This is a genomic window from Streptomyces sp. NPDC027663 (assembly GCF_055566415.1).
The window spans coordinates 88,824-109,879 of the sequence record NZ_JBVHSK010000001.1; the positions used below are offsets into that span (position 1 = coordinate 88,824).

Sequence of the window (21,056 nt, forward strand, 5' to 3'; positions counted from 1 at the left end):
TGTCTGGCATGACCGAGGTGTCCTCGCTCACAGGGCGGCTGCTCGTGGCCACTCCCGCCCTGGCGGACCCGAACTTCGACCGCGCGGTGGTGCTCCTTCTCGACCACGACGAGGAGGGCTCCCTGGGTGTCGTCCTCAACCGCCCCACCCCGGTGGACGTGGGCGACATCCTGGAGGGCTGGGCCGAGCTGGCCGGGGAGCCCGGCGTCGTCTTCCAGGGCGGGCCGGTCTCGCTGGACTCGGCTCTCGGCATCGCGGTCATCCCGGGCGGCGCGAGCGGTGACGGAGCTCCGCTCGGCTGGCGCCGGGTGCACGGCGCGATCGGCCTGGTCGACCTGGAGGCCCCGCCGGAACTGCTCGCCTCCGCCGTCGGGTCCCTGAGGATCTTCGCCGGATACGCCGGCTGGGGCCCGGGCCAGCTGGAGGACGAGCTGGTGGAGGGCGCCTGGTACGTCGTCGAGTCCGAACCGGGCGACGTGTCCTCGCCGGCCCCGGAGCGGCTCTGGCGCGAGGTGCTGCGCCGTCAGCGCAACGAGCTGGCGATGGTGGCCACGTATCCGGACGACCCGTCGCTCAACTGATGCCTGTGAGCTTCAGTACCCTGGCTGGTATGAGCACTCTTGAGCCCGAGCGCGGGACTGGTACGGGGACACTCGTAGAGCCGACGCCGCAGGTGTCCCACGGCGACGGCGACCACGAGCGCTTCGCCCACTACGTCCAGAAGGACAAGATCATGGCGAGCGCCCTCGACGGCACCCCCGTCGTGGCGCTGTGCGGCAAGGTCTGGGTGCCGGGCCGCGACCCGAAGAAGTACCCCGTGTGCCCCATGTGCAAGGAGATCTACGAGTCCATGGGCAGCGGTGGCGACGAGGGCAAGGGCAAGGGCGGCGACAAGTAGCCCCCGGCCCGCCTGCCGGTGATGAGGTCCCCGGGACCGCGTTGTGAAGCGCGGCCCGGGGACCTTTCCGCTTTTCGGATCGCAAGTGGTCCAGACCTCTTGTGAGGGGCCCGCGCAATCCCTAGCCTTCGCTCTGTTGTGCAGGGTGAAGCAGGCGTTGCGTGCTACGCAACGCACCGCGGGGTGAGGGGCTGATCTCATGGAACTGATTCCGGCGCCGGATGCCGTCGAGGGACCGACGCGGCGCCATGTGACGCTCGACCACGACACCACCCTGTGGGCCGGCCCGGGTACCGACCGCACCGAACGCTGGCTGCGGGCCACGCTCGGCGCCGCCCTGGGCCTGCCGCTGCGGCCCGGCCCGCAGGACGGCCGCAACGGAGTGCGGCTGCTCCTGGACGACACCCTGGAAGCCGAGGCGTACCGGCTCGGCGCCGTCCCGGACCGGGGCGTGGAGATCCGCGGCGGCGGGCCCGCCGGCGTGTTCTGGGGCGCGCAGACCCTGCGCCAGCTCCTCGGCCCCGACGCCTTCCGGCGTGCCCCCGTACGCCCGGACACCACCCTCGCCGTCCCCCACCAGGTCATCGAGGACGCCCCGCGCTTCCGCTGGCGCGGCCTGCTCCTCGACGTGGCCCGGCACTTCATGTCCAAGGACGGCGTGCTGCGCTATCTGGACCTGATGGCCGCCCACAAACTCAACGTCCTGCACCTCCACCTGACGGACGACCAGGGCTGGCGCATCGAGATCAGGCGGTATCCCAAACTGGCCGAGACCGCTTCCTGGCGGGCCCGGACGCGATTCGGTCACCGCGCCTCACCGCTCTGGGAGGAGAAGCCGCACGGGGGTCACTACACCCAGGACGACATCCGGGAGATCGTCGCCTACGCCGCCGAACGGCATATCAGCGTCGTCCCGGAGATCGACGTACCGGGCCATTCGCAGGCCGCCGTCGCCGCGTATCCCGAACTCGGCAACACCGACGTCATCGACACCACCGCCCTTTCCGTCTGGGACGACTGGGGCATCTCCGCCAACGTACTGGCCCCCACCGACACCACCCTGCGGTTCTACGAGGGGGTGTTCGAGGAAGTCCTGGAGCTGTTCCCCGCGGACGCGGCCGAGTTCTCGCGGTTCGTCCACATCGGCGGCGACGAGTGCCCCAAGGGGCAGTGGGCCGAGTCCGTGGCCGCCAAGACCCGCATGGCCGACCTCGGCCTCGCCGACGAGGACCAACTGCAGGCCTGGTTCGTCGGGCACTTCGACGCCTGGCTCGCCGCGCGCGGACGCCGCCTCATCGGCTGGGACGAGATCCTCGAGGGCGGGCTCGTGCCGGGCGCCGCGGTCTCTTCCTGGCGCGGCTACGCGGGCGGGATCGCCGCCGCGCGGGCCGGCCACGACGTGGTCATGTGCCCCGAGCAGTACGTGTACCTGGACCACCGTCAGGCCCCGGGCGAGGACGAGCCGGTGCCGATCGGCTTCGTCCGCACCCTGGAGGACGTCTACCGGTTCGAACCCGTGCCGGAGGGACTCACCGAGGAGGAGGCCGGGCATGTGCTGGGCACCCAGGCCAACGTGTGGACCGAGGTGATGGAAGATATCGCGCGCGTCGACTACCAGGCCTTTCCCCGGCTCGCGGCCTTCGCCGAGGTCGCCTGGAGCCGGCTGCCCGCCCCGGCGGAACGGGACTTCGCGGACTTCGAGCGCCGGATGGCCACCCATTACCGGCGACTTGACGCCCTCGGCGTCGGCTACCGGCCGCCCACCGGACCCCGGCCGTGGCAGCGTCGCCCCGGTGTGCCCGGCCGCCCGATCGAGGGACCGCCGCCGGCGAGGTGACCGGGAAGCCACCCCGTCGCGTGCCCCGGAACCCTCGAACAGGTGCCGCGTCCCCTCGAACCCTCGAACAGGTGCCGCGTCCCCCCGAACCCTCGAACACGTTCCGCGTACCCCTGAACCCTCGAACAGGTAACGGGAAAACCACGACAGGATCACCGAAGAGTGGCAATCGGTGCGCACCGGTGATGCCGTGCGAAAACGGACCATCTCGCCGGTGAGGTGGGCGAATGCCTCCTAGCGGACCCCCGCGTTCGGGCCTTGCGAAGATGTGCCAGAGTTGCGTCGTCCGCCCTGTCAGCACGTACCGTACGGCAGCACAGGCGGGACCAGGTGGGGCAGCGGGAAGGGGCAGCCGGTTTGACCACGCACGCACCGCAGGCGGCGCAGGCCGTCACGCTGCCCACGACGCTGGACGAGGCCGTGGCGGCCCTCACCGCCATGCCCGCCGCCGTCCCGGTCGCGGGCGGCACCGACCTGATGGCCGCCGTCAACTCCGGCCAGCTCAGGCCCGCCGCCCTGGTGGGCCTCGGCCGGATCAGCGAGATCCGCGGCTGGCAGTACCAGGACGGCCACGCGCTGCTCGGCGCCGGCCTCACGCACGCGCGCATGGGCCGCCCGGACTTCGCGGCACTGATCCCGGCGCTCGCCGCCGCCGCGCGCGCCGCGGGCCCGCCGCACATCCGCAACGCGGGCACCCTGGGCGGCAACATCGCCACGGCCGCCCCCACCGGGGACGCGCTGCCGGTGCTGGCCGCCCTGGAAGCGACGCTGATCATCGCGGGCCCGGGCGGAGCCCGCCGGGAGATCCCGGTGTCGCACCTGCTGGCCGGCGTGGAGATGCTCCGCGGTGGCGAACTCATCGGCTACGTGCGCGTACCGCTGCTGCACGCCCCGCAGGTCTTCCTGAAGGCGACCGGGCGCACCGGACCCGGCCGTGCGGTGGCGTCCGTGGCCGTCGTCCTCGACCCCGCCCGGCGCGGTGTGCGCTGCGCCGTCGGGGCCATAGCGCCCATGCCGCTGCGGCCCCTGGAGGCCGAGGAGTGGGTCGCGCAGCTCATCGACTGGGACAACGACCGCGCCCTCGTCCCGGAGGCCCTGCACGCCTTCGGCGAGTACGTCGCCGCGGCCTGCATCCCCGACCCGGCTCCCGAGCCCGACGGCTCGGTGACCCCGCTTCCGCCCGCCGTACTGCACCTGCGGCGCACCGTCGCCGCGCTGGCCCGACGAGCACTGGGGAGGGCGCTGTCGTGACCGACGACCAGCACGGAGAGGGCACGTCCCAGGGCGGCGGCCGCTGGAACCCGCTGCCCCAGGGCGACTACGACGACGGCGCCACCGCCTTCGTCAAGCTCCCCGAGGGCGGGATCGAGGCCCTGCTGTCCGGCGACAGCCCGCTGGCCGCGCCCGGACACGGCTACGTGCCGCCGCGGATAACGGCCACGCACCCCGCCCCCGACGCGTGGCCCGCGCCCGAGGCCGGCAGCCAGTGGCCCGACCCGAACGCCACGCCGGCCCAGCCGCAGGCCGCCGACGACCGGTTCACGTACCAGCCCGGTGCCACCCAGCACTGGACCTTCGAGGAGCCCGCGGCGCCGGCCGCCCCGGGGCACGACGTCACCGGGCAGTGGTCCATCCCCGTCGCCGGCGGCGACCTTCCGGACGAATCGGGCGAGTTCACCACGTCCTCGCTGGTCGAGCAGTGGGGCGGCACCCCGCCCGCCACGCTGCCCGGCGGCGCGCCCGCGCCCTGGGCGACGGACGGCGCGGGCCGGTCCTGGAGCCGCACCGCGACTCCGCAGACCCCGGCCGGCCCCGACGCCCCCGCCCCTGCTCCCGCAGACCACACCGACCAAACCGACCAAACCGACCACACCGGTCACACGGCCCTGCCGGACCACACCGGCGCACACCCGGCGGGCGGCACACCGACGCCCGCGCCCGACGCGTACGGTCCGCAGGACGGATTCGTCCCGGACGACGGGTACGGGCACGACGGGTACGGGCACGGGCCGGCAGGCCACGAGCCCGACCGTCCGGTGCAGGCCGGGCAGTTCGAGGACGGGTCCGCGGAGCACGGGTCCGCGGAAGCCCGGTCCGCGGAAGCCCGGTACGCGGAGAACGGGTCCGCCGAGGCCGAGCACGCGGAGAACGGGCGGCCGGAAGACGGGTACGAGGGCGCCGGCTACGAGGACGCTGGGTACAAGGGCGCCGGGCATGCGGAAGCCGGGCAGGCGCGGGACGCGTACGCGGACCCGGGGCACGCTGAGGCGGGGCCGTCGGAGGCCGGGTACGCCGATGCAGGGCACGCCGAGGCCGGGCGGCCGGAGGCCGGGTACCACGGTGCCGGTCCCGCGGGCCCGCGGGACGGCGACACGCCCGGCGGTCCGGCCGCACAGGCGGCGCCCGGAGAGCCGTTCCCGGGCGCGCACGGGCCCACCGAGCCGGGCCCGGTGCCGGACGCGGACGCACACGGCCTCGCCGAGGCCCCAGAACGCCCCGCTGACGGCCCCGCGGGACACGACCGGCCCACGGGTCGGACCAGGGCCTCGCAGCCCGCGACAACGCCTGTCACGGCCGAAACGGCGGCACCCCCGGCCTCGACGGCGACTGAGGGCCCCGCTTCCACCGCCGGCGCGGCCGGCGCCCGGGAGACGCCGGACACGCCCGGCACCGAGACGGCGGACGCCGGCCTCGCCGCGGGTCCGCTCCTGACGGACGAGCCCGGCGAGACCGCCGACGCCGCCGGCCCGCCCGAGGAGGCCGCGCCCGCGCGGGAGGCCGCCCCCGAGGGCACCGAGGAGCAGGCCGCCCTCCCGCCGCACGACGACCACCCCCTCGCCTCCTACGTCCTGCGCGTCAACAGCACCGACCGCCCCGTCACCGACGCCTGGATCGGCGAGTCCCTGCTGTACGTGCTGCGCGAGCGGCTCGGCCTCGCGGGCGCCAAGGACGGCTGCTCGCAGGGCGAGTGCGGGGCGTGCAACGTGCAGGTGGACGGCCGCCTGGTCGCCTCCTGCCTGGTCCCGGCGGTCACCGCGGCCGGCAGCGAGGTGCGCACGGTCGAGGGCCTGGCCGCCGACGGCCGGCCCTCCGACGTGCAGCGCGCGCTCGCCCGGTGCGGTGCCGTGCAGTGCGGTTTCTGCGTGCCCGGCATGGCGATGACCGTGCACGACCTGCTGGAGGGCAACCCGGCGCCGACCGAGCTGGAGACCCGGCAGGCGCTGTGCGGCAACCTGTGCCGCTGCACCGGCTACCGCGGTGTCCTGGATGCCGTGAAGGAGGTCGTCGCCGAGCGCGAGACGTCCCAGGCCGGCGCCGAGACGGACGCGGAAGAGGCACGTATTCCGCACCAGGCGGGCCCCGGCTCCGGCGGCGTCCACCCGTCGGCGTTCGAGGCGCCGGGCGCGTTCGCCACCCCGCAGACGCCGGGCTCCTACGAGGCGGCTCCCGACGGCTACGGGGACACGCAGGGCGGCACGTACGCGGACACGCAGGGCGGCGCGTACGGCGACACCCCGGGTGCCTACGGCGACACGCCGGACCCGTACGGCACACCGCCGGGTCCGCAGGACCAGCACTACGGCCAGGACGGAGGCCAGGCGTGAGCAACGAAGCCGGCACCGCGACCACCGCCGCGGAACCCGTTCCCGCGGCCGAGCCGTTGCCGCACGGCATCGGCGCGTCCCTGCCGCACGCCGACGCCCGCGCCAAGACCGAGGGCACCTTCCCGTACGCGGCCGACCTGTGGGCCGAGGGCCTGCTCTGGGCGGCCGTACTGCGCTCCCCGCACGCGCACGCGCGCATCGTCTCCATCGACACCACCCATGCGCGCGAGATGCCCGGCGTACGGGCCGTCATCACCCACGAGGACGTCCCCGGCACGCCCCGCCACGGCCGGGGCACGCCCGACCGGCCGGTGTTCGCCTCCGAGGTCGTACGGCACCACGGCGAGCCCATCGCCGCCGTCGCCGCCGACCACCCGGACACCGCGCGGATGGCCGCCGCTGCCGTCATCGTCGAGTACGAGGTGCTCGACCCGGTGACCGACCCCGAGCAGGCCTTCGAGGCGGAGCCGCTGCACCCCGACGGCAACCTGATCCGGCACATCCCGCTGCGCCACGGCGACCCGGACTCGGCCGGCGAGGTGGTGGTCGAGGGCCTGTACCGCATCGGCCGCCAGGACCCGGCCCCGATCGGCGCCGAGGCCGGGCTCGCCGTACCGCGGCCCGACGGCGGGGTGGAGCTGTACCTGGCCTCCACAGACCCGCACGCCGACCGCAACACGGCCGCCGCCTGCTACGGCCTGTCCCCCGATCGAGTGAAGATCGTCGTCACCGGGGTGCCGGGCGCCACGGCCGACCGCGAGGACCAGGGCTTCCAGCTCCCGCTCGGCCTGCTCGCCCTCAAGACCGGCTGCCCGGTGAAACTCACCGCCACGCGCGAGGAGTCCTTCCTCGGCCACGCCCACCGCCACCCCACCCTGCTGCGCTACCGGCACCACGCCGACGCCGACGGCAAGCTGGTCAAGGTCGAGGCGCAGATCCTGCTGGACGCGGGCGCGTACGCCGACACCTCCTCCGAGGCCCTCGCCGCCGCCGTCTCCTTCGCGTGTGGCCCGTACGTCGTCCCCAACGCCTTCATCGAGGGCTGGGCCGTCCGCACCAACAACCCGCCCTCCGGCCATGTGCGCGGCGAGGGTGCCCTGCAGGTCTGCGCCGCCTACGAGGCCCAGATGGACAAGCTCGCGAAGAAACTCGGCCTGGACTCGGCCGAGCTGCGCCTGCGCAACGTCCTCGCCACCGGAGACGTGCTGCCGATCGGCCAGACCGTGACCTGCCCGGCGCCGGTCGCCGAACTCCTCCAGGCGGTAAGGGACTTCCCGCTGCCCGCGCTGCCCAAGGACACGCCCGAGGAGGAGTGGCTGCTGCCCGGCGGACCCGAGGGCGCGGGCGAACCGGGCGCGGTGCGCCGCGGCGTCGGCTACGGCCTGGGCATGGTGCACATGCTCGGCGCGGAGGGCGCCGACGAGGTGTCCACGGCGACGGTCAAGGTCCACGACGGCATCGCCACCGTGCTCTGCGCGGCGGTGGAGACGGGCCAGGGCTTCACCACCCTCGCCCGGCAGATCGTCCAGGAGACCCTCGGCATCGAGGAAGTCCACGTCGCCCCCGTCGACACCGACCAGCCGCCGGCCGGCGCGGGCTGCCGGGGCCGGCACACCTGGGTGTCCGGCGGCGCGGTGGAGCGGGCCGCGAAGATGGTCCGCACGCAGCTGCTGCAGCCCCTCGCGCACAAGTTCGGCATGTCCACCGAGCTGCTCCAGATCACCGACGGCAAGATCACCTCGTACGACGGCGTCCTCTCGACGACCGTCACCGAGGCGATGGAGGGCAAGGAACTGTGGGCCACGGCCCAGTGCCGCCCGCACCCCACCGAGCCCCTGGACGCCGCCGGCCAGGGCGACGCCTTCGTGGGCCTGGCCTTCTGCGCCATCCGCGCGGTCGTGGACGTCGACGTCGAGCTGGGCTCGGTGCGCGTGGTGGAGCTGGCGGTGGCCCAGGACGTGGGCCAGGTGCTGAACCCGGCGCAACTCGCGGCACGCATCGAGGCGGGCGTCACCCAGGGCGTCGGCATCGCCCTCACGGAGAACCTCCGCACGCCCCGCGGCCTGGTCCGGCACCCCGACCTGACCGGCTACGCACTCCCGACCGCGCTGGACGCGCCCGACATCCGCATCGTCAGACTGGTCGAGGAGCGTGACGTGGTCGCCCCCTTCGGCGCCAAGTCCGTCAGCGCGGTTCCGGTGGTCACCGCTCCCGCGGCGATCGCCTCCGCCGTGCGCGCGGCCACCGGCCGCCCGGTCAACCGCCTCCCGATCCGCCCGCAGGCGGCGGTGGTCACGGACCGCTGAGCAGGTCCGGCGAGACGCCGCCGGTACGAGCCACCGGCCGGTGGATCCGCGGACGGTCCTCGCGTTCGTCACGGGCTCCGGCCGTGCTGCTGAGCATGGTCCGGTGCTTCGTGGCACGGTACCGCTTCGTGCAACGGATACCACTTCGTGTGACTGATACCGCTTCATGTGATGGACGGCGATGTCCCGTTCACCGGACGGTGGCCGCGAGCGAGCCGGCGGTGACCCGGCACCTCCTCCCACCCCGCCACGGCAGCCGGCCGGAGGCGATTCCCGCAGGCACGCAACGGCCCCGGGGCGCCCGACGTCCTTTCCCGCGAGGGCCGTTGTCAGTGGGGCGGCGTAGTGTGCTGAGCAGTGAGGGCACCTGTCCGAGGGCCGCGTACGCCGGTGTACGCACGCCTGTCACGCACGGGGAAGATCGCGGGGGAGCGATGAGCACGACCGACGCCGGATTTCCGGCGATCACGCTGACCGAGGCGGAGCTGGAACGCTACGTCACGCACGCGCCGACGCGCGGCCTGCTCACGGGCCCCGGTCTGCCCGCGGACACCGACCTGCTGACCTTCTCCCCGCTGCGCACGCACGGCCTGCGCACGCTCGCCGACGCCGCCGACGGCCCCCTCCGTCTGGCGGAGGAACTGCGCAGCCGCCTGGTGATAGGGGAACTCCTCACCCCGGCCGGCATGAAGCGCGAGTCGATCCTGCTCGACGGCGCCACGGGCGAGATCACGACGGCCTACCTGGTCGACCCGTCCGACCCGCGCCCCTTCGCGCCCTCCCTGCACACCCTGCTGCGGTTCGCCGCGGTCACCGAGGAACTGTCCGGCCTGCGCGGCCGTTTCGCCTCGCTGTCCGGCCAGTACGGCCCCAAGACGGTGACCGAGGCCTCCCGCCGGCTTCTCGCCCTCTTCGAGGAGGGCACGGACGGTGAGGTCCCGCCGTACTGGAAGGCGGCGGCCCTGATCCGCCCGCTCGCCCTCATCGCCGGCCCGGGCACCGCCTCGGGCCTCACCCTCGACGTGCCCCCGCGCGTCCTGGACCAGGAGTTCGGCCAGGGCAGGATGGCCCGCTTCGAGGAGGTCGACTTCCCGCCGACGCTCACCCACGAGCCCACCCGGCGCTTCCTGCGCGAGACGGGGCTGCCGGAGGAGGCGGTCTTCTTCCGCACCGACACGGACGTGCCGCTGCCGACCCTGCGGGAGTACTTCACGCAGGAGCGCGCCGACTACCCCGGCGAACTCCCCGCCCACTGCGACCACTTGATCCGCCTCGGGTACCTGCTGGAGGAGAACAGCCTGGTGGTCGACGGCAGAACGGGTGCGGTCCTCACCTTCAGCGAGCCCGAAGCCACACTCCACCCGCTGAACACCGACGTCTCCACCCTGTCCTTCACGCTCTGGCTCCTGCACCACGAGCGCAGGATCGACACCCACCTGTCCGGCGAACTGGCGACGACCGCCTACGACCAGCTGGCCGCCGCCATGATCCACACCCTGAACTCCCTGGATCCCACGGGCACCCTGTCCGACACCACCTGGCACTACTGGACGGAGCTGTTCCAGGACGAGGCGGGCGGGGTGCTCTGAATGCCGCGCCCTCTCAGGCCGTTGCCGTCGTGATGACGGCGAAGGGCGCACCGGCGGGGTCGAGGAACATGGCGAAGCGGCCGATGCCCTCGGCGTCGGTGGCCGGGATGATGACGGTGGCTCCGGCCTCACGGGCTCTGCCGACCGTCGCGTCGCAGTCGCTCACCTCGAAGTACGGATGCCACTCCGGTGTCGATCCGGCATCGAGGTTCTCCTGGGGCAGCTGCATCAGCCCGCCGTGGGCCGCCTCCTCGCCGGCACCGGCCGGGGTGAGGACGGTATAGGTCAGTTCCGGGCTCATGGCCAGATCGTTCATCTGCCAGGAGAACACCGACCGGTAGAACGCCTTCGCCGCCTCGGCGTCGGTGGTGTACAGCTCCACCCACGAGAGGCTGTCGGGGGCGCTGACGGCCTCCAGGCCGCCCGTCTCGCCGGGCTGCCAGACGGCGAAGTCCGCGCCCGTCGGGTCGGTGAAAGCGGCCATCCGCCCGAAGGAGAAGACATCCGCCGGGGCGACCCGGACCGTCCCGCCCCCCTGCTCCACGGCCTTGGCGGTGGCGCCGGCGTCCGGCGTCAGGAAGTACACCGTCCAGGAGGGGCTCGCCCCCTCTTCGGTGAGCGGGCCGAGCCCGGCGACCGTCCTGCCGTCCTTCCGGAAGAAGCCGTAACCGCCCGCCTCCGGTCCCGCCGACTGGAACTCCCAGCCGAAGACGGCGGAGTAGAAGGCAGCGCTCGCACCGGTGTCCGGGCTCCCCAGATCGAGCCAGTTCGGCGCGCCCGGCACATACGTGGTCGTCAGCATGGTGTGGTCCTCCACCGTGGGTTCGGGACACCGCGATACCCGGGTCCGCACTGAGGAACGAATACGGCCCTTCGAGGTTTCGTTCCCACGGCGCTGCCGACGGGCGGCGGGGGCCGGTTACTGACGGGTTCACAGGTCTTTGTAAGATCCGCTACGACCCAACTCAAGTTCAATTCATGGGGGATTCAACTCATGACCAAGCGCTTTTCCGCCCTGGCCGTCTCCGCGGCCATCGTCGGAGGCCTCTTCGTCACGTCGATGCCCGCTCACGCCGTCACCCCGGCCGGGCGGGGCGTCGTCTCCAAGGCCGCCATCACGTGCAACAAGAACCAGATGCGCCAGCAGATCGCCAACCTCAAGACCAAGGCCGCGAAGCTGAAGCAGCTGGGCGAGGACGCGGCGGCCCGCAAGGCGCTCGCCGACGCGGCCGCCATCCAGCGGAAGCTCGACGCGTGCATCAAGGCCGAGGACGAGGCGAGCAAGCCGTTCCCCGGCTAGTTCCCCGCTCGACGCGTGTGTGGCGCCGCCCGTCCGTTCCGCGGACGGCCGGCGCCACACACGCGTCACCGGGCCCGCGCACCGGAGGCCGTGGCGGGATCCCAACCCACGTAACCCACCTTGCGAGTTCGCCCGAGGGGGGCGGGACCCCCTGGCCCGGACGGTCTCGTGACCGAGCTCTCCCGTCGGACCACCGGCGTGATGTGATCCAGGACATGCACCTCTGAGCGATGACTTTGCCGCCGGCCGTCGGTCATGTGAGCGACAACTTCGGAGCCAGGAAGGCTTGGTCATGACTCACGCGCTCAGCGCCCCCCAGCAGGTCACCTCCGCCGCGACCGCGTCGCGCCCCGCGGTCCGGCGTGCCCTGGCCGGCGGCATGGTGGCGGGCCCGTTGTTCCTCGCGGCGGGGATCGTGCAGGGTCTCACGCGGGACGGGTTCGACTTCACCCGCAATGCGATCAGCCAGCTCGCCCTCGGTGAGGCGGGCTGGATCCAGACGGTCGACTTCCTGGTCACCGGGTGCTTGTTGATCGCCTGTGCCGGCGGACTGCGCAGAGAGCTGCGCGGTGGTGCGGCCGGCACCTGGGGGCCGGTACTGGTGGGGGTGTTCGGCGCCTCTTTCTGGGCCGCCGCGGCCTTCGAGGCCGACGCCGGCGCGGGATTCCCGGCCGGCGCCCCGGACGCCACCGCGCTGAGCGGGCACGGAACCGTCCACATGGCCGCCGGGATGGCCGGCTACCTCGCCCTGTGCGCCGCGTTCGTCGTCTTGGCCCGCCCGCTCGCCGCGCGCGGCCACCGTGGCTGGGCCGTGGCCTCGCGCCTCGTGCCCGTGGCCGTCCTGGCCGGCTTCATGGCCTCCGCCGCCTCCGTCCTGGCCTTCACCGTGGGCGCGGGTCTCGGTCTGCTGTGGCTGACCGCGGTGACGGCACGGCTCATCACCGCACCGGCGAAGAGCTGACCGACTGCCGCTCCCGCGTGCGCTCCCGCCTCCACGGGGACTGCGGCCCGTGGTCAGAGAAGAGCGCCGGGCGTGGAATCCGCGCCCAGATGGTCCGGCAGGCCGAAGAGCGGGAAGAGGCGGTCGGTGTCGCGGAAGGCCGTGATGTCTGTGATGCGGTCGCCGGAGAACTCGACGACCTGGAGGGCCCAGGGGGCGAAACCCGCACCGTCCGGGCGGGGGCGGTACTGCCCGAAGGCGGGGGTGCCGTTCGCCATGGCCGGGACGAGACGGGAGCCTCGCGCCGGGTGCGCCGGCGCAGGAGAGATCCGCCGGACGACCCTAGCCCGCTCCCGCCGGCCGCAGCAGTGCCGTCGTCGTGGCCGCTCCAAGACCACCACGGCGAACGGGGCCCGGCACCACGCCAGGCATCGCCTGCGGGCGGGTGCACCCCGGACCACGACGCGATGCGGTCGACCGAGACGAGGAGTGGGACGAACGAGTGACCGCGCGGCACCCCTCCAGGGGCGCCACGCGGCCGTTCTGCCGGATCAAGGCAGTAGAGGCCGTGGCGGGATTCGAACCCACGTAACTCGCTTTGCAGGCGAGCCCCTGAACCACTCGGGCACACGGCCGTGTTGTGTTGTCGTATCGGCCGTGGTGGGGTTCGAACCCACGTGACTCCCCGCGAGCGGAGCTCGCTGTCGGGTGCGGTGCGGGTGCGTCCCTGAACCACTCGGGCTCACGGCCGTGTACTTGCGACGAACGTACGGGGGTGCGGGCGGCGGGCTCAAGGAGATCGGCCGGGCTGCAACGGGACTGCCATGCGGCGTTCATGAAGCGGGCCGGGGTGTACGACCATCGGCCTAGTGGAGGTCGGACTCCCGACAGGGGCAATTGGTGGTTGTGGGCCTTACTCTGACCGCATGAGTGCCCTCGAGTCCCGTGACCCCGCCGTCCTCGCTGCATCCGTCGAGCAGGACGGCGGCGTGCTGAGCCGGTCGTACCGGGCGCTCAGCGTCGGGATCGTGTCCGTGGTGCTGCTCATCGCCTTCGAGGCGACCGCCGTCGGCACCGCGATGCCCGTTGCGGCGCGAGATCTGGACGGGGTGGCGCTGTACGCGTTCGCCTTCTCCGGGTACTTCACGACCAGCCTGTTCGGGATGGTGCTAGCCGGTCAGTGGTCCGACCGCCGGGGACCGCTGGGGGCGCTCACCACCGGCATCGGTGCCTTCGCGGCGGGACTGGTCGTCGCCGGGACCGCACAGGTCATGTGGGTGTTCATCCTCGGCCGGGCGGTGCAGGGCCTCGGCGGTGGGCTGGTCATCGTGGCCTTGTACGTCGTCGTCGGGCGGGCCTACCCGGAACGGCTGCGGCCCGCGATCATGGCGGCGTTCGCGGCCGGCTGGGTCGTACCGTCCATCGTCGGCCCCCTCGCCGCCGGCGCCGTCACCGAGCACCTCGGCTGGCGCTGGGTCTTCCTCGGCATCCCGGCGCTCGTCGTGTTCCCGCTCGCGCTCGCCCTGCCGCAGATACGGCGCCGGGCGTCGGGCCCGGTGGACGAGGAGGCCGGCGCCGGCTCCTTCGACCGGCGGCGCATCCGGCTCGCCCTCGCGATCTCTCTCGGCGCCGGGCTGCTGCAGTACGCCGCCCAGGACCTGCGCCCGCTCTCCCTGCTCCCGGGGCTGGCCGGTGTCGCGCTGCTCGCGCCGGCCGTCCTCGGGCTGCTGCCGCGCGGCACCTACCGGGCGGCCCGCGGTCTGCCCTCCGTCGTGCTGCTGCGCGGCCTGTCCGCCGGCTCCTTCATCGCCGCGGAGTCCTTCGTGCCGCTGATGCTGGTCACCCAGCGCGGTCTGTCGCCCACCCTTGCCGGGTTCTCGCTGGCGGCGGGCGGCGGCACCTGGGCGCTGGGGTCGTTCGTGCAGTCCCGGCCGCGCGTGGCCCCGTACCGGGAACGGCTGATGACCGTGGGCATGGTGCTGGTCGCCGCCGCGATCGTCACCGCGCCGAGCGTGCTCGTGCACTCCGTGCCGGTGTGGACCGTCGCCGTGGCCTGGGGCGTCGGCTGCTTCGGGATGGGGCTGGTGATCTCCTCCACCAGCGTGCTGCTGCTGAAGCTCTCCGCCCCGGAGGAGGCCGGCACCAACTCGGCCGCCCTCCAGATCTCCGACGCCCTCTCCAACGTCGTCCTCCTGGCGGCGACCGGCGCGGCCTTCGCGGCCCTGGGCGGCGGCACGGCGGCCGGCACGGCGGCGAGCACGGCCACGGCAGCCGACGGCGGCCGTCCCGCCGCCTTCGCCGCCGTCTTCCTGCCGATGGCGGTGGTGGCGCTGGCGGGGGCCTGGGTGACACGGCGGCTGCGGCGGCCGTGACCCCGAGAGAGCCAGCCGTAGCAGGTGCCGGCGCGGCGTGAACGATCTCCTCTGCTGTGACGTGGGTCCCACCCGCGGGCGACCCGGGGTCGTCCGCGGGTGGACCGGAGGGCGGCGCCGGTAGGGTGGCCCGGTTGTCATACGTAGCCGAGCCGCCCGACCCTGATCCACGGAGACCGTGACTACCACCGCCGCTTCCTCCGCTCACTCCCACCACCTCTCGCCCGCATTCCCGGGCCGGGCCCCCTGGGGTACCGCCAGCAAGCTGCGTGCCTGGCAGCAGGGGGCGATGGAGAAGTACATCCAGGAACAGCCGCGTGACTTCCTCGCCGTCGCCACGCCCGGCGCCGGCAAGACGACCTTCGCGCTGACGCTCGCCTCCTGGCTGCTGCACCACCACGTCGTGCAGCAGGTGACCGTGGTCGCGCCCACCGAGCACCTGAAGAAGCAGTGGGCGGAGGCGGCCGCCCGGATAGGGATCAAGCTGGACCCTGAGTACAGCGCGGGACCGCTCGGCCGGGAGTACGACGGGGTCGCCGTGACGTACGCCGGCGTCGGCGTACGGCCCATGCTGCACCGGAACCGGGTGGAGCAGCGCAAGACCCTCGTGATCCTGGACGAGATCCACCACGCCGGTGACTCCAAGTCCTGGGGCGAGGCCTGTCTGGAGGCCTTCGAACCCGCGACGCGGCGGCTCGCGCTGACCGGTACGCCGTTCCGGTCCGACACCAACCCCATCCCCTTCGTGACGTACGAGGAGGACAACGCCGGCATCCGGCGCTCCGCCGCCGACTACACGTACGGCTACGGGTCCGCGCTCGGCGACGGCGTCGTCCGGCCCGTCATCTTCCTCTCCTACAGCGGCAACATGCGCTGGCGCACGAAGGCCGGTGACGAGATCGCCGCCCGGCTCGGCGAGCCGATGACCAAGGACGCGGTCAGCCAGGCCTGGCGTACGGCCCTCGACCCGCGCGGTGACTGGATGCCGAGCGTGCTGCGCGCCGCCGACCAGCGGCTGACCGAGGTCAGGAAGGCCATTCCGGACGCGGGTGCGCTCGTCATCGCCTCCGACCAGGACTCCGCGCGCGCGTACGCCAAGCTGATCCGGGAGATCACCGGTACGAAGGCGACCCTCGTGCTCTCCGACGACGCCGGTGCCTCGAAGAAGATCGACGAGTTCAGCGACAGCAACGACCGGTGGATGGTCGCCGTCCGGATGGTGTCCGAGGGCGTCGACGTGCCGCGGCTGGCGGTCGGGGTGTACGCGACGACCATCTCGACTCCGCTGTTCTTCGCGCAGGCCGTCGGGCGCTTCGTACGGTCCCGGCGGCGCGGTGAGACCGCGTCCGTGTTCCTGCCGACCGTGCCCGATCTGCTGACCTTCGCCAACGAGATGGAGAAGGAGCGGGACCACGCCCTCGACAAGCCGAAGAAGGAGGGCGAGGAGGACCCGTACGCCGAATCCGAGAAGGAGATGGAGGAGGCGAACAGGGAGCAGGACGAGGACACCGGCGAGCAGGACATGCTGCCCTTCGAGGCGCTGGAGTCCGACGCCGTGTTCGACCGTGTGCTGTACGACGGCGCCGAGTTCGGCATGCAGGCCCACCCCGGGAGCGAGGAGGAGCAGGACTACCTGGGGATTCCGGGGCTGCTGGAGCCCGAGCAGGTGCAGTTGCTGCTGCAGAAGCGGCAGGCCCGGCAGATCTCGCACAGCCGGAAGAAGCCGGACAGCGAGGCCGATCTGCTGGAGCTGCCGGCCGAGCGGCGGCCGGTGGTCACGCACAAGGAGCTGATGGAGCTGCGGAAGCAGCTGAACACGCTGGTCGGCGCGTATGTGCACCAGAGTGGGAAGCCGCACGGGGTGATCCACACCGAGCTGCGGCGGGTGTGCGGGGGGCCGCCGAGTGCGGAGGCCACGGCGGGGCAGTTGCGGCAGCGGATCGACAAGGTGCGGGAGTGGGCTACGCGGATGCGGTGATCCGCCCGCCCGCCCCCCCGACTCGCCCGCCCACCCACCCGACTCGGCCGGCCAAGCCCTGACCGCCACGGGGCTCCGCCCCGGACCCCGGATGGGCGCCTGGCTTCCGAGCCGCTCACGACGTGACTGCCGCGGGACTCCGCCCCGGACCCCGGATGGGGCGGCCGGGTTACGTGCCGGTCGAGACGTGACTGCCACGGGGCTCCGCCCCGGACCCCGGGTGGGTGGCTGGGTTACGCGTCGGCCGCGACGTGACTGGCGCGGGGCTCTGCCCCGGGTCCCGGGTGGGCGGCTGGGTTACGTGCCGGTCGCGACCTGACCGGCGCGGGGTTCGCCCCGGACCCCTGGCGGGCGGCTGGGGCCGTGCCCGGGTGGGTGGCTGGGCCTCGGTCGCGGTGGGGGTTTGGAGCAGGGGATCGGGCTGTTCGCTTTGTTTCGGTCCTTTGTGCGGTGTGCGTATCCGGACGAATGCAGGCAGGCCGGATCTGGCCTTGCCCGGATTCTGGACGAAGACTTCCGCTCAGCGAACCGGCTTCGCTACTGTCCCGCTACGCACACGCCCCGTGGCAGCGCCGCCGCGGAGCGCAGCCGTGAAGCGACTCGGCCCGGAGCAGCCGGGCCGTTCTGCCGATCGGCGGCCTCTGAAGCGCGTCGCCGACGGGACTCGGTGACGCATCTGCCGCTCAGGGTCCGCCGACCTCACCACCAAAGGAGTGGGCGTCGTGACCGCGGAGACCTCTCAGACGCTCGACCGGGGACTGCGCGTCCTCAAATTGCTGGCCGACACGGACCACGGGCTGACCGTCACCGAGTTGTCCACCAAACTGGGCGTGAACCGGACCGTGGTGTACCGGTTGCTCGCCACGCTGGAGCAGCATGCGCTCGTACGCCGTGACTTGGGCGGACGAGCCCGGGTCGGGCTCGGGGTGCTGCGGCTCGGGCGGCAGGTGCATCCGCTGGTACGGGAGGCCGCGCTGCCCGCGTTGCGGTCGCTGGCCGAGGACATAGGGGCGACGGCGCATCTGACGCTCGTGGACGGGAGCGAGGCGCTGGCCGTAGCGGTGGTGGAGCCGACGTGGACCGACTATCACGTGGCCTACCGGGCCGGATTCCGGCATCCGCTGGACCGGGGTGCGGCCGGCAAGGCGATCCTCGCCGCGCGGCAGTCGCCGTCCGCCGATCCCGGGTACACGCTGACCCATGGTGAGCTGGAGGCGGGCGCGAGTGGGGCCGCCGCACCGCTGGTCGGGGTCACCGGGGTCGAGGGCAGCGTGGGTGTGGTGATGCTGGCGGATTCCGTGCCGGAGCGGGTGGGGGCGCGGGTGGTCGAGGCGGCGCGGGAGGTCGCGGAAGCGCTCCGCTGAGCGAGGGGCTCGGCTCCGCCCCGAAGGCGGGCGGGCTGGTGCGCGTCCTACGGCTTCGGCGCGAGGATGCGCGGGCCCTCCCCGGCCGTGCTTTGGCCGATCCGCAGATCCCGTCCATCGCCCTTTGGCCGATCCGCAGATCCCGTCCATCGCCCTTTGGCCGATCCGCAGATCCCTTCCCCTTTCCCGGTGCGCATCATCGAGGCACGTCCAGCTCGTCCGGCACCAGGAAGACCACCGCGCATGACCTCCCTCGATCTCACCGCCGACGTCGTGACCCTGACCCGGGCCCTCGTCGATCTGCCCTCCGAGAGCGGGGAGGAGGGGCGTATCGCGGATGCCGTCGAAGAGGCTCTGGGTGCCCTGCCTCACCTCGCCGTGGACCGTGTCGGTGATTCCGTCATCGCCCGTACCGACCTCGGCCGGCCCGAACGCGTCCTGCTGGCAGGGCACCTGGACACCGTGCCGGCCGCCGGGAACCTGCCCTCCCGGCTCGCCGGCGGCCGGGTGTACGGGCTCGGTGCCTGTGACATGAAGGGCGGGGTGGCCGTCGGTCTGCGGCTCGCGGCGACCGTGCCGGAGCCCGCCCGTGATGTCACCTACGTCTTCTACGAGTGCGAGGAGGTGGCGGGGGAGCGGAACGGGCTGGGGCGGATCGCCGCCGCCCGGCCGGGACTGCTGGAGGAGGCCGGCCTCGCCATCCTCATGGAGCCGTCCGACGCCGGTGTCGAGGCCGGCTGCCAGGGCATCCTCACCGCGGACATCGTGGTCGAGGGCGCCCGCGCGCACACCGCCCGCGCCTGGCAGGGCACCAACGCCGCGCACAAGGCGGGACGGGTGCTGCAGCGGCTCGACGCGCACATCCCGGAGCGGGTCGTGATCGACGGGCTGGAGTACCGGGAGGGGCTCAACGCCGTCGCCGTACGGGCCGGGGTCGCCGGGAACGTCGTACCCGACGAGTGCGTGGTGAGCGTCGACTGCCGTTTCGCGCCGAACCGCTCGCCCGAGGAGGCGGAGGCGTACGTGCGCGGGCTCTTCCCGGAGTACGAGGTCCGGGTCACCGAGGTCGTCGCCGGTGCGCCGCCGCATCTGGACCGGGTCGGCGGCCTTGCCGCGGCGCTGGGCGCCGAGCCGCGGCCCAAGCTGGGCTGGACGGACGTGGCCCGCTTCGCGGCGCTGGGCGTGCCTGCCCTCAACTACGGCCCCGGTGATCCGAAGCTGGCGCACACCGCGGGGGAGTACGTGCCCGTCGGGCATCTCGGGCAGTGTGAGGCCAGGCTCAGGGAGTGGCTCCGCTGAGCCCTGCCAGCACTCTCAACTGCAGCCAGAGCACGAGGCGTTCGTCGGGGTCGTCCAGGTCGATCCCGGCGTGCTGCTGGAGCTGCCGGAGGCGGTAGCGGCAGGTGTTGGGATGTACGGCCAGCAGCCTGGCCGCGCCCGCCATGTCGCAGCCCGCGTCGAACCAGCACACCAGCGTGCGGGCGTACTCGGTGCCGTGCCCGGCGTCGTACGCCAGCACCCGCCGCCAGCCGCCCGCACTCAACTCGCGCCGCTCGCGCATCACTTCGGACAGACGCAGCAGGACCACCCGGGTCCGGACCTCGTCGGCCGCGGCCACCGGCAGTTCCGCGTCCAGCACCCGCAGCACCAGGTCCGCGTCCGCCCGGGAGTCCGCGAGCCCGTCCGCTCCCGGCACCATCTCGCCCAGTGCCGCCCGAACCGGCACCCGCAGCGCCTGTCCGGCCCGGCCGACGATGTCCTCGGCGAGCCCGCGGTGGCGCTCCCCGGGACCGGGCAGCACCGCGTAGACCACCCCGTCCTCCAGCACGCACGCGTGCCGGCCGTACCGGGCCTCGCACTGCAGGCGTACGACGTCCAGCAGGCGCAGCGCGGTGCGCTCGGCGTCCGGGACGCTCGCGGCGGAGTCCAGCACGAAGGCCGCCACCCTGGCGGAACCGTCCATGCCCAGACGCGCGGCGGCCGTCGCCGCGTCGTCGGCCGTGCCGTCCAGCAGCCTGCGCAGCAGCTCGCTGCCCCGGTGCCGGGTCAGCTCCCGCGCGGCACGGGCCTGGAGCAGCAGCAGGGCTGCGGTGGAGGCGCCCTGGGCGAGGGTGTCCTCGGCGTCCGGGGCGAGCGAGCCGCCGTCGACGACCCACACCGAGCCGAGGGTCTCCCCGCCGGCCCGCACCGCCACCGCCAGCCGGGGGAGGTCCGCGTCGGTCAGGGCGGGCAGCCGCACCGGCCGGCCGGCGGCGAACATCCGCCGGTACTGCTCGGTGTTCATCGCGCTGGCCGGCACCTGCCGGCCGAGGATGCCCTGCCGGCGGTCCTCGTCCACCGGCTGGCCCGGGACCGTGGAGTAGGCGAGGATCCGCTGCCTGGCGTCCTCGACCGCGGTGGCCCCGCCGGTCGCCGTGGCGATCGCGTCGGCCAGCGCGAACAGGTCGCCGAGCCCGGTGCCGGCGGAGGCGGCGGCGGGCCGGGCGGCGATGGCCGAGGCCAGCAGCAGATGGACGTGGTGCCAGGCCGCGTCCTCGGCGACCGACAGCAGGGCCACGCCGTGCGCCTCCGCCTCCGCGACCGGGCCGCCCTCGCCCCGCACCACCACCCCGGTCAGCCCGGCCTCCGCCGCCACCCGCAGCAGCGGTCCCGCCTCCGCCGGCCGCACCCCGACCGCCAGCAGCAGCGCGCCGGGCATCCGGAGCAGCGGGGTCCGGCCGTCGTACAGCACCGCCTCGGTGACCGGCACCGCGCAACCGGCGGGGGCCGTGTGCAGGCGCAGGGCCGGGCCGCCGACGACGTCCAGGAGGTCGCCGAGGGTGCAGGCGTCCATGAGGGTCCTCGACATGCTGGTTGGCGGATGGTGC

General features: G+C 73.6%; 15 protein-coding genes, 2 tRNA genes and 1 pseudogene. 13 read left to right on the top strand and 5 right to left on the bottom strand.

Annotated elements, in window-relative coordinates:
- The first annotated feature begins 8 nt into the window (after positions 1–8).
- The 7 genes from ACZ4SF_RS00320 (at position 9) to ACZ4SF_RS00350 (ending at position 10,235) form a co-directional block, all read left to right on the top strand.
- Positions 9–581, top strand: a complete 573-nt coding sequence (locus ACZ4SF_RS00320; protein WP_468376097.1) for a YqgE/AlgH family protein — start codon at positions 9–11, stop codon at positions 579–581.
- Positions 582–610: 29 nt separating this feature from the next.
- Positions 611–898: a DUF3039 domain-containing protein gene (locus ACZ4SF_RS00325; RefSeq protein ID WP_189294548.1), complete on the top strand. Its 288-nt coding sequence runs from the start codon at positions 611–613 to the stop codon at positions 896–898.
- 199 nt (positions 899–1,097) lie between these two features.
- The gene (locus ACZ4SF_RS00330) at positions 1,098–2,735 is read left to right on the top strand and encodes a beta-N-acetylhexosaminidase (RefSeq protein ID WP_468376100.1); all 1,638 of its coding nucleotides are present in this window, start codon (positions 1,098–1,100) and stop codon (positions 2,733–2,735) included.
- Positions 2,736–3,092: 357 nt separating this feature from the next.
- Positions 3,093–3,986: an FAD binding domain-containing protein gene (locus ACZ4SF_RS00335; protein WP_468376103.1), complete on the top strand. Its 894-nt coding sequence runs from the start codon at positions 3,093–3,095 to the stop codon at positions 3,984–3,986.
- The gene (locus ACZ4SF_RS00340) at positions 3,983–6,340 is read left to right on the top strand and encodes a 2Fe-2S iron-sulfur cluster-binding protein (protein ID WP_468376106.1); all 2,358 of its coding nucleotides are present in this window, start codon (positions 3,983–3,985) and stop codon (positions 6,338–6,340) included. The genes ACZ4SF_RS00335 and ACZ4SF_RS00340 overlap by 4 nt, the downstream gene beginning before the upstream one ends.
- The gene (locus ACZ4SF_RS00345) at positions 6,337–8,646 is read left to right on the top strand and encodes a xanthine dehydrogenase family protein molybdopterin-binding subunit (protein WP_468376109.1); all 2,310 of its coding nucleotides are present in this window, start codon (positions 6,337–6,339) and stop codon (positions 8,644–8,646) included. The genes ACZ4SF_RS00340 and ACZ4SF_RS00345 overlap by 4 nt, the downstream gene beginning before the upstream one ends.
- Before the next feature lie 434 nt (positions 8,647–9,080).
- Complete coding sequence (locus ACZ4SF_RS00350; protein WP_468376112.1) at positions 9,081–10,235, top strand: SUKH-4 family immunity protein; 1,155 nt, start codon at positions 9,081–9,083, stop codon at positions 10,233–10,235.
- Between the two features lie 13 nt (positions 10,236–10,248).
- On the opposite strand, the gene ACZ4SF_RS00355 is transcribed toward ACZ4SF_RS00350, so the two are convergent.
- A complete protein-coding gene (locus tag ACZ4SF_RS00355) occupies positions 10,249–11,037 on the bottom strand; it encodes a VOC family protein (RefSeq protein ID WP_468376114.1) in 789 nt (262 codons plus the stop codon).
- A gap of 192 nt (positions 11,038–11,229) precedes the next feature.
- Here ACZ4SF_RS00355 and ACZ4SF_RS00360 point away from each other — a divergent pair, with 192 nt between their 5' ends.
- Both ACZ4SF_RS00360 and ACZ4SF_RS00365 read left to right on the top strand, forming a co-directional pair.
- Positions 11,230–11,535 carry a hypothetical protein gene (locus tag ACZ4SF_RS00360; protein ID WP_468376117.1) on the top strand — a complete coding sequence of 102 codons (306 nt, stop codon included), beginning with the start codon at positions 11,230–11,232 and terminating at the stop codon, positions 11,533–11,535.
- 292 nt (positions 11,536–11,827) lie between these two features.
- On the top strand, positions 11,828–12,496 hold the full coding sequence (locus ACZ4SF_RS00365; protein ID WP_468376119.1) for a DUF998 domain-containing protein: 669 nt from the start codon (positions 11,828–11,830) through the stop codon (positions 12,494–12,496).
- Between the two features lie 53 nt (positions 12,497–12,549).
- Here ACZ4SF_RS00365 and ACZ4SF_RS00370 read toward each other — a convergent pair.
- From ACZ4SF_RS00370 to ACZ4SF_RS00380, 3 genes and pseudogenes are all read right to left on the bottom strand, one after another.
- Positions 12,550–12,792, bottom strand: a pseudogene (locus ACZ4SF_RS00370) (RNA polymerase subunit sigma-70); the annotation flags it as partial.
- 246 nt (positions 12,793–13,038) lie between these two features.
- A tRNA-Cys gene (locus tag ACZ4SF_RS00375) sits at positions 13,039–13,110 on the bottom strand.
- A gap of 17 nt (positions 13,111–13,127) precedes the next feature.
- Positions 13,128–13,225 (bottom strand) — tRNA-Gly (locus tag ACZ4SF_RS00380).
- A 176-nt stretch (positions 13,226–13,401) separates the two neighbouring features.
- Between ACZ4SF_RS00380 and ACZ4SF_RS00385 the strand changes: the two genes are divergently transcribed.
- From ACZ4SF_RS00385 to dapE, 4 genes are all read left to right on the top strand, one after another.
- Positions 13,402–14,847 carry an MFS transporter gene (locus ACZ4SF_RS00385; RefSeq protein ID WP_468376121.1) on the top strand — a complete coding sequence of 482 codons (1,446 nt, stop codon included), beginning with the start codon at positions 13,402–13,404 and terminating at the stop codon, positions 14,845–14,847.
- 178 nt (positions 14,848–15,025) lie between these two features.
- Positions 15,026–16,825 (top strand): DEAD/DEAH box helicase, encoded by a 1,800-nt coding sequence (locus tag ACZ4SF_RS00390; protein ID WP_468376123.1) that lies wholly within the window; start codon positions 15,026–15,028, stop codon positions 16,823–16,825.
- 722 nt (positions 16,826–17,547) lie between these two features.
- Positions 17,548–18,189: an IclR family transcriptional regulator gene (locus ACZ4SF_RS00395; RefSeq protein ID WP_468376125.1), complete on the top strand. Its 642-nt coding sequence runs from the start codon at positions 17,548–17,550 to the stop codon at positions 18,187–18,189.
- 243 nt (positions 18,190–18,432) lie between these two features.
- Positions 18,433–19,488 (top strand): succinyl-diaminopimelate desuccinylase, encoded by a 1,056-nt coding sequence (gene dapE / locus ACZ4SF_RS00400; RefSeq protein ID WP_468376127.1) that lies wholly within the window; start codon positions 18,433–18,435, stop codon positions 19,486–19,488.
- Here the strand turns inward: dapE and ACZ4SF_RS00405 are convergent.
- A complete protein-coding gene (locus ACZ4SF_RS00405) occupies positions 19,469–21,037 on the bottom strand; it encodes a PucR family transcriptional regulator (RefSeq protein ID WP_468376130.1) in 1,569 nt (522 codons plus the stop codon). The genes dapE and ACZ4SF_RS00405 overlap by 20 nt on opposite strands.
- Positions 21,038–21,056 lie beyond the last annotated feature (19 nt).

Coding starts and splice junctions, on each gene's coding strand:
- ACZ4SF_RS00320 (WP_468376097.1), top strand. CDS start 9: ATGACCGAGGTGTCCTCGCTCACAGGGCGGCTGCTCGTGGCCACTCCC.
- ACZ4SF_RS00325 (WP_189294548.1), top strand. CDS start 611: ATGAGCACTCTTGAGCCCGAGCGCGGGACTGGTACGGGGACACTCGTA.
- ACZ4SF_RS00330 (WP_468376100.1), top strand. CDS start 1,098: ATGGAACTGATTCCGGCGCCGGATGCCGTCGAGGGACCGACGCGGCGC.
- ACZ4SF_RS00350 (WP_468376112.1), top strand. CDS start 9,081: ATGAGCACGACCGACGCCGGATTTCCGGCGATCACGCTGACCGAGGCG.
- ACZ4SF_RS00355 (WP_468376114.1), bottom strand. CDS start 11,037: ATGCTGACGACCACGTATGTGCCGGGCGCGCCGAACTGGCTCGATCTG.
- ACZ4SF_RS00360 (WP_468376117.1), top strand. CDS start 11,230: ATGACCAAGCGCTTTTCCGCCCTGGCCGTCTCCGCGGCCATCGTCGGA.
- ACZ4SF_RS00365 (WP_468376119.1), top strand. CDS start 11,828: ATGACTCACGCGCTCAGCGCCCCCCAGCAGGTCACCTCCGCCGCGACC.
- ACZ4SF_RS00385 (WP_468376121.1), top strand. CDS start 13,402: ATGAGTGCCCTCGAGTCCCGTGACCCCGCCGTCCTCGCTGCATCCGTC.
- dapE (WP_468376127.1), top strand. CDS start 18,433: ATGACCTCCCTCGATCTCACCGCCGACGTCGTGACCCTGACCCGGGCC.
- ACZ4SF_RS00405 (WP_468376130.1), bottom strand. CDS start 21,037: ATGTCGAGGACCCTCATGGACGCCTGCACCCTCGGCGACCTCCTGGAC.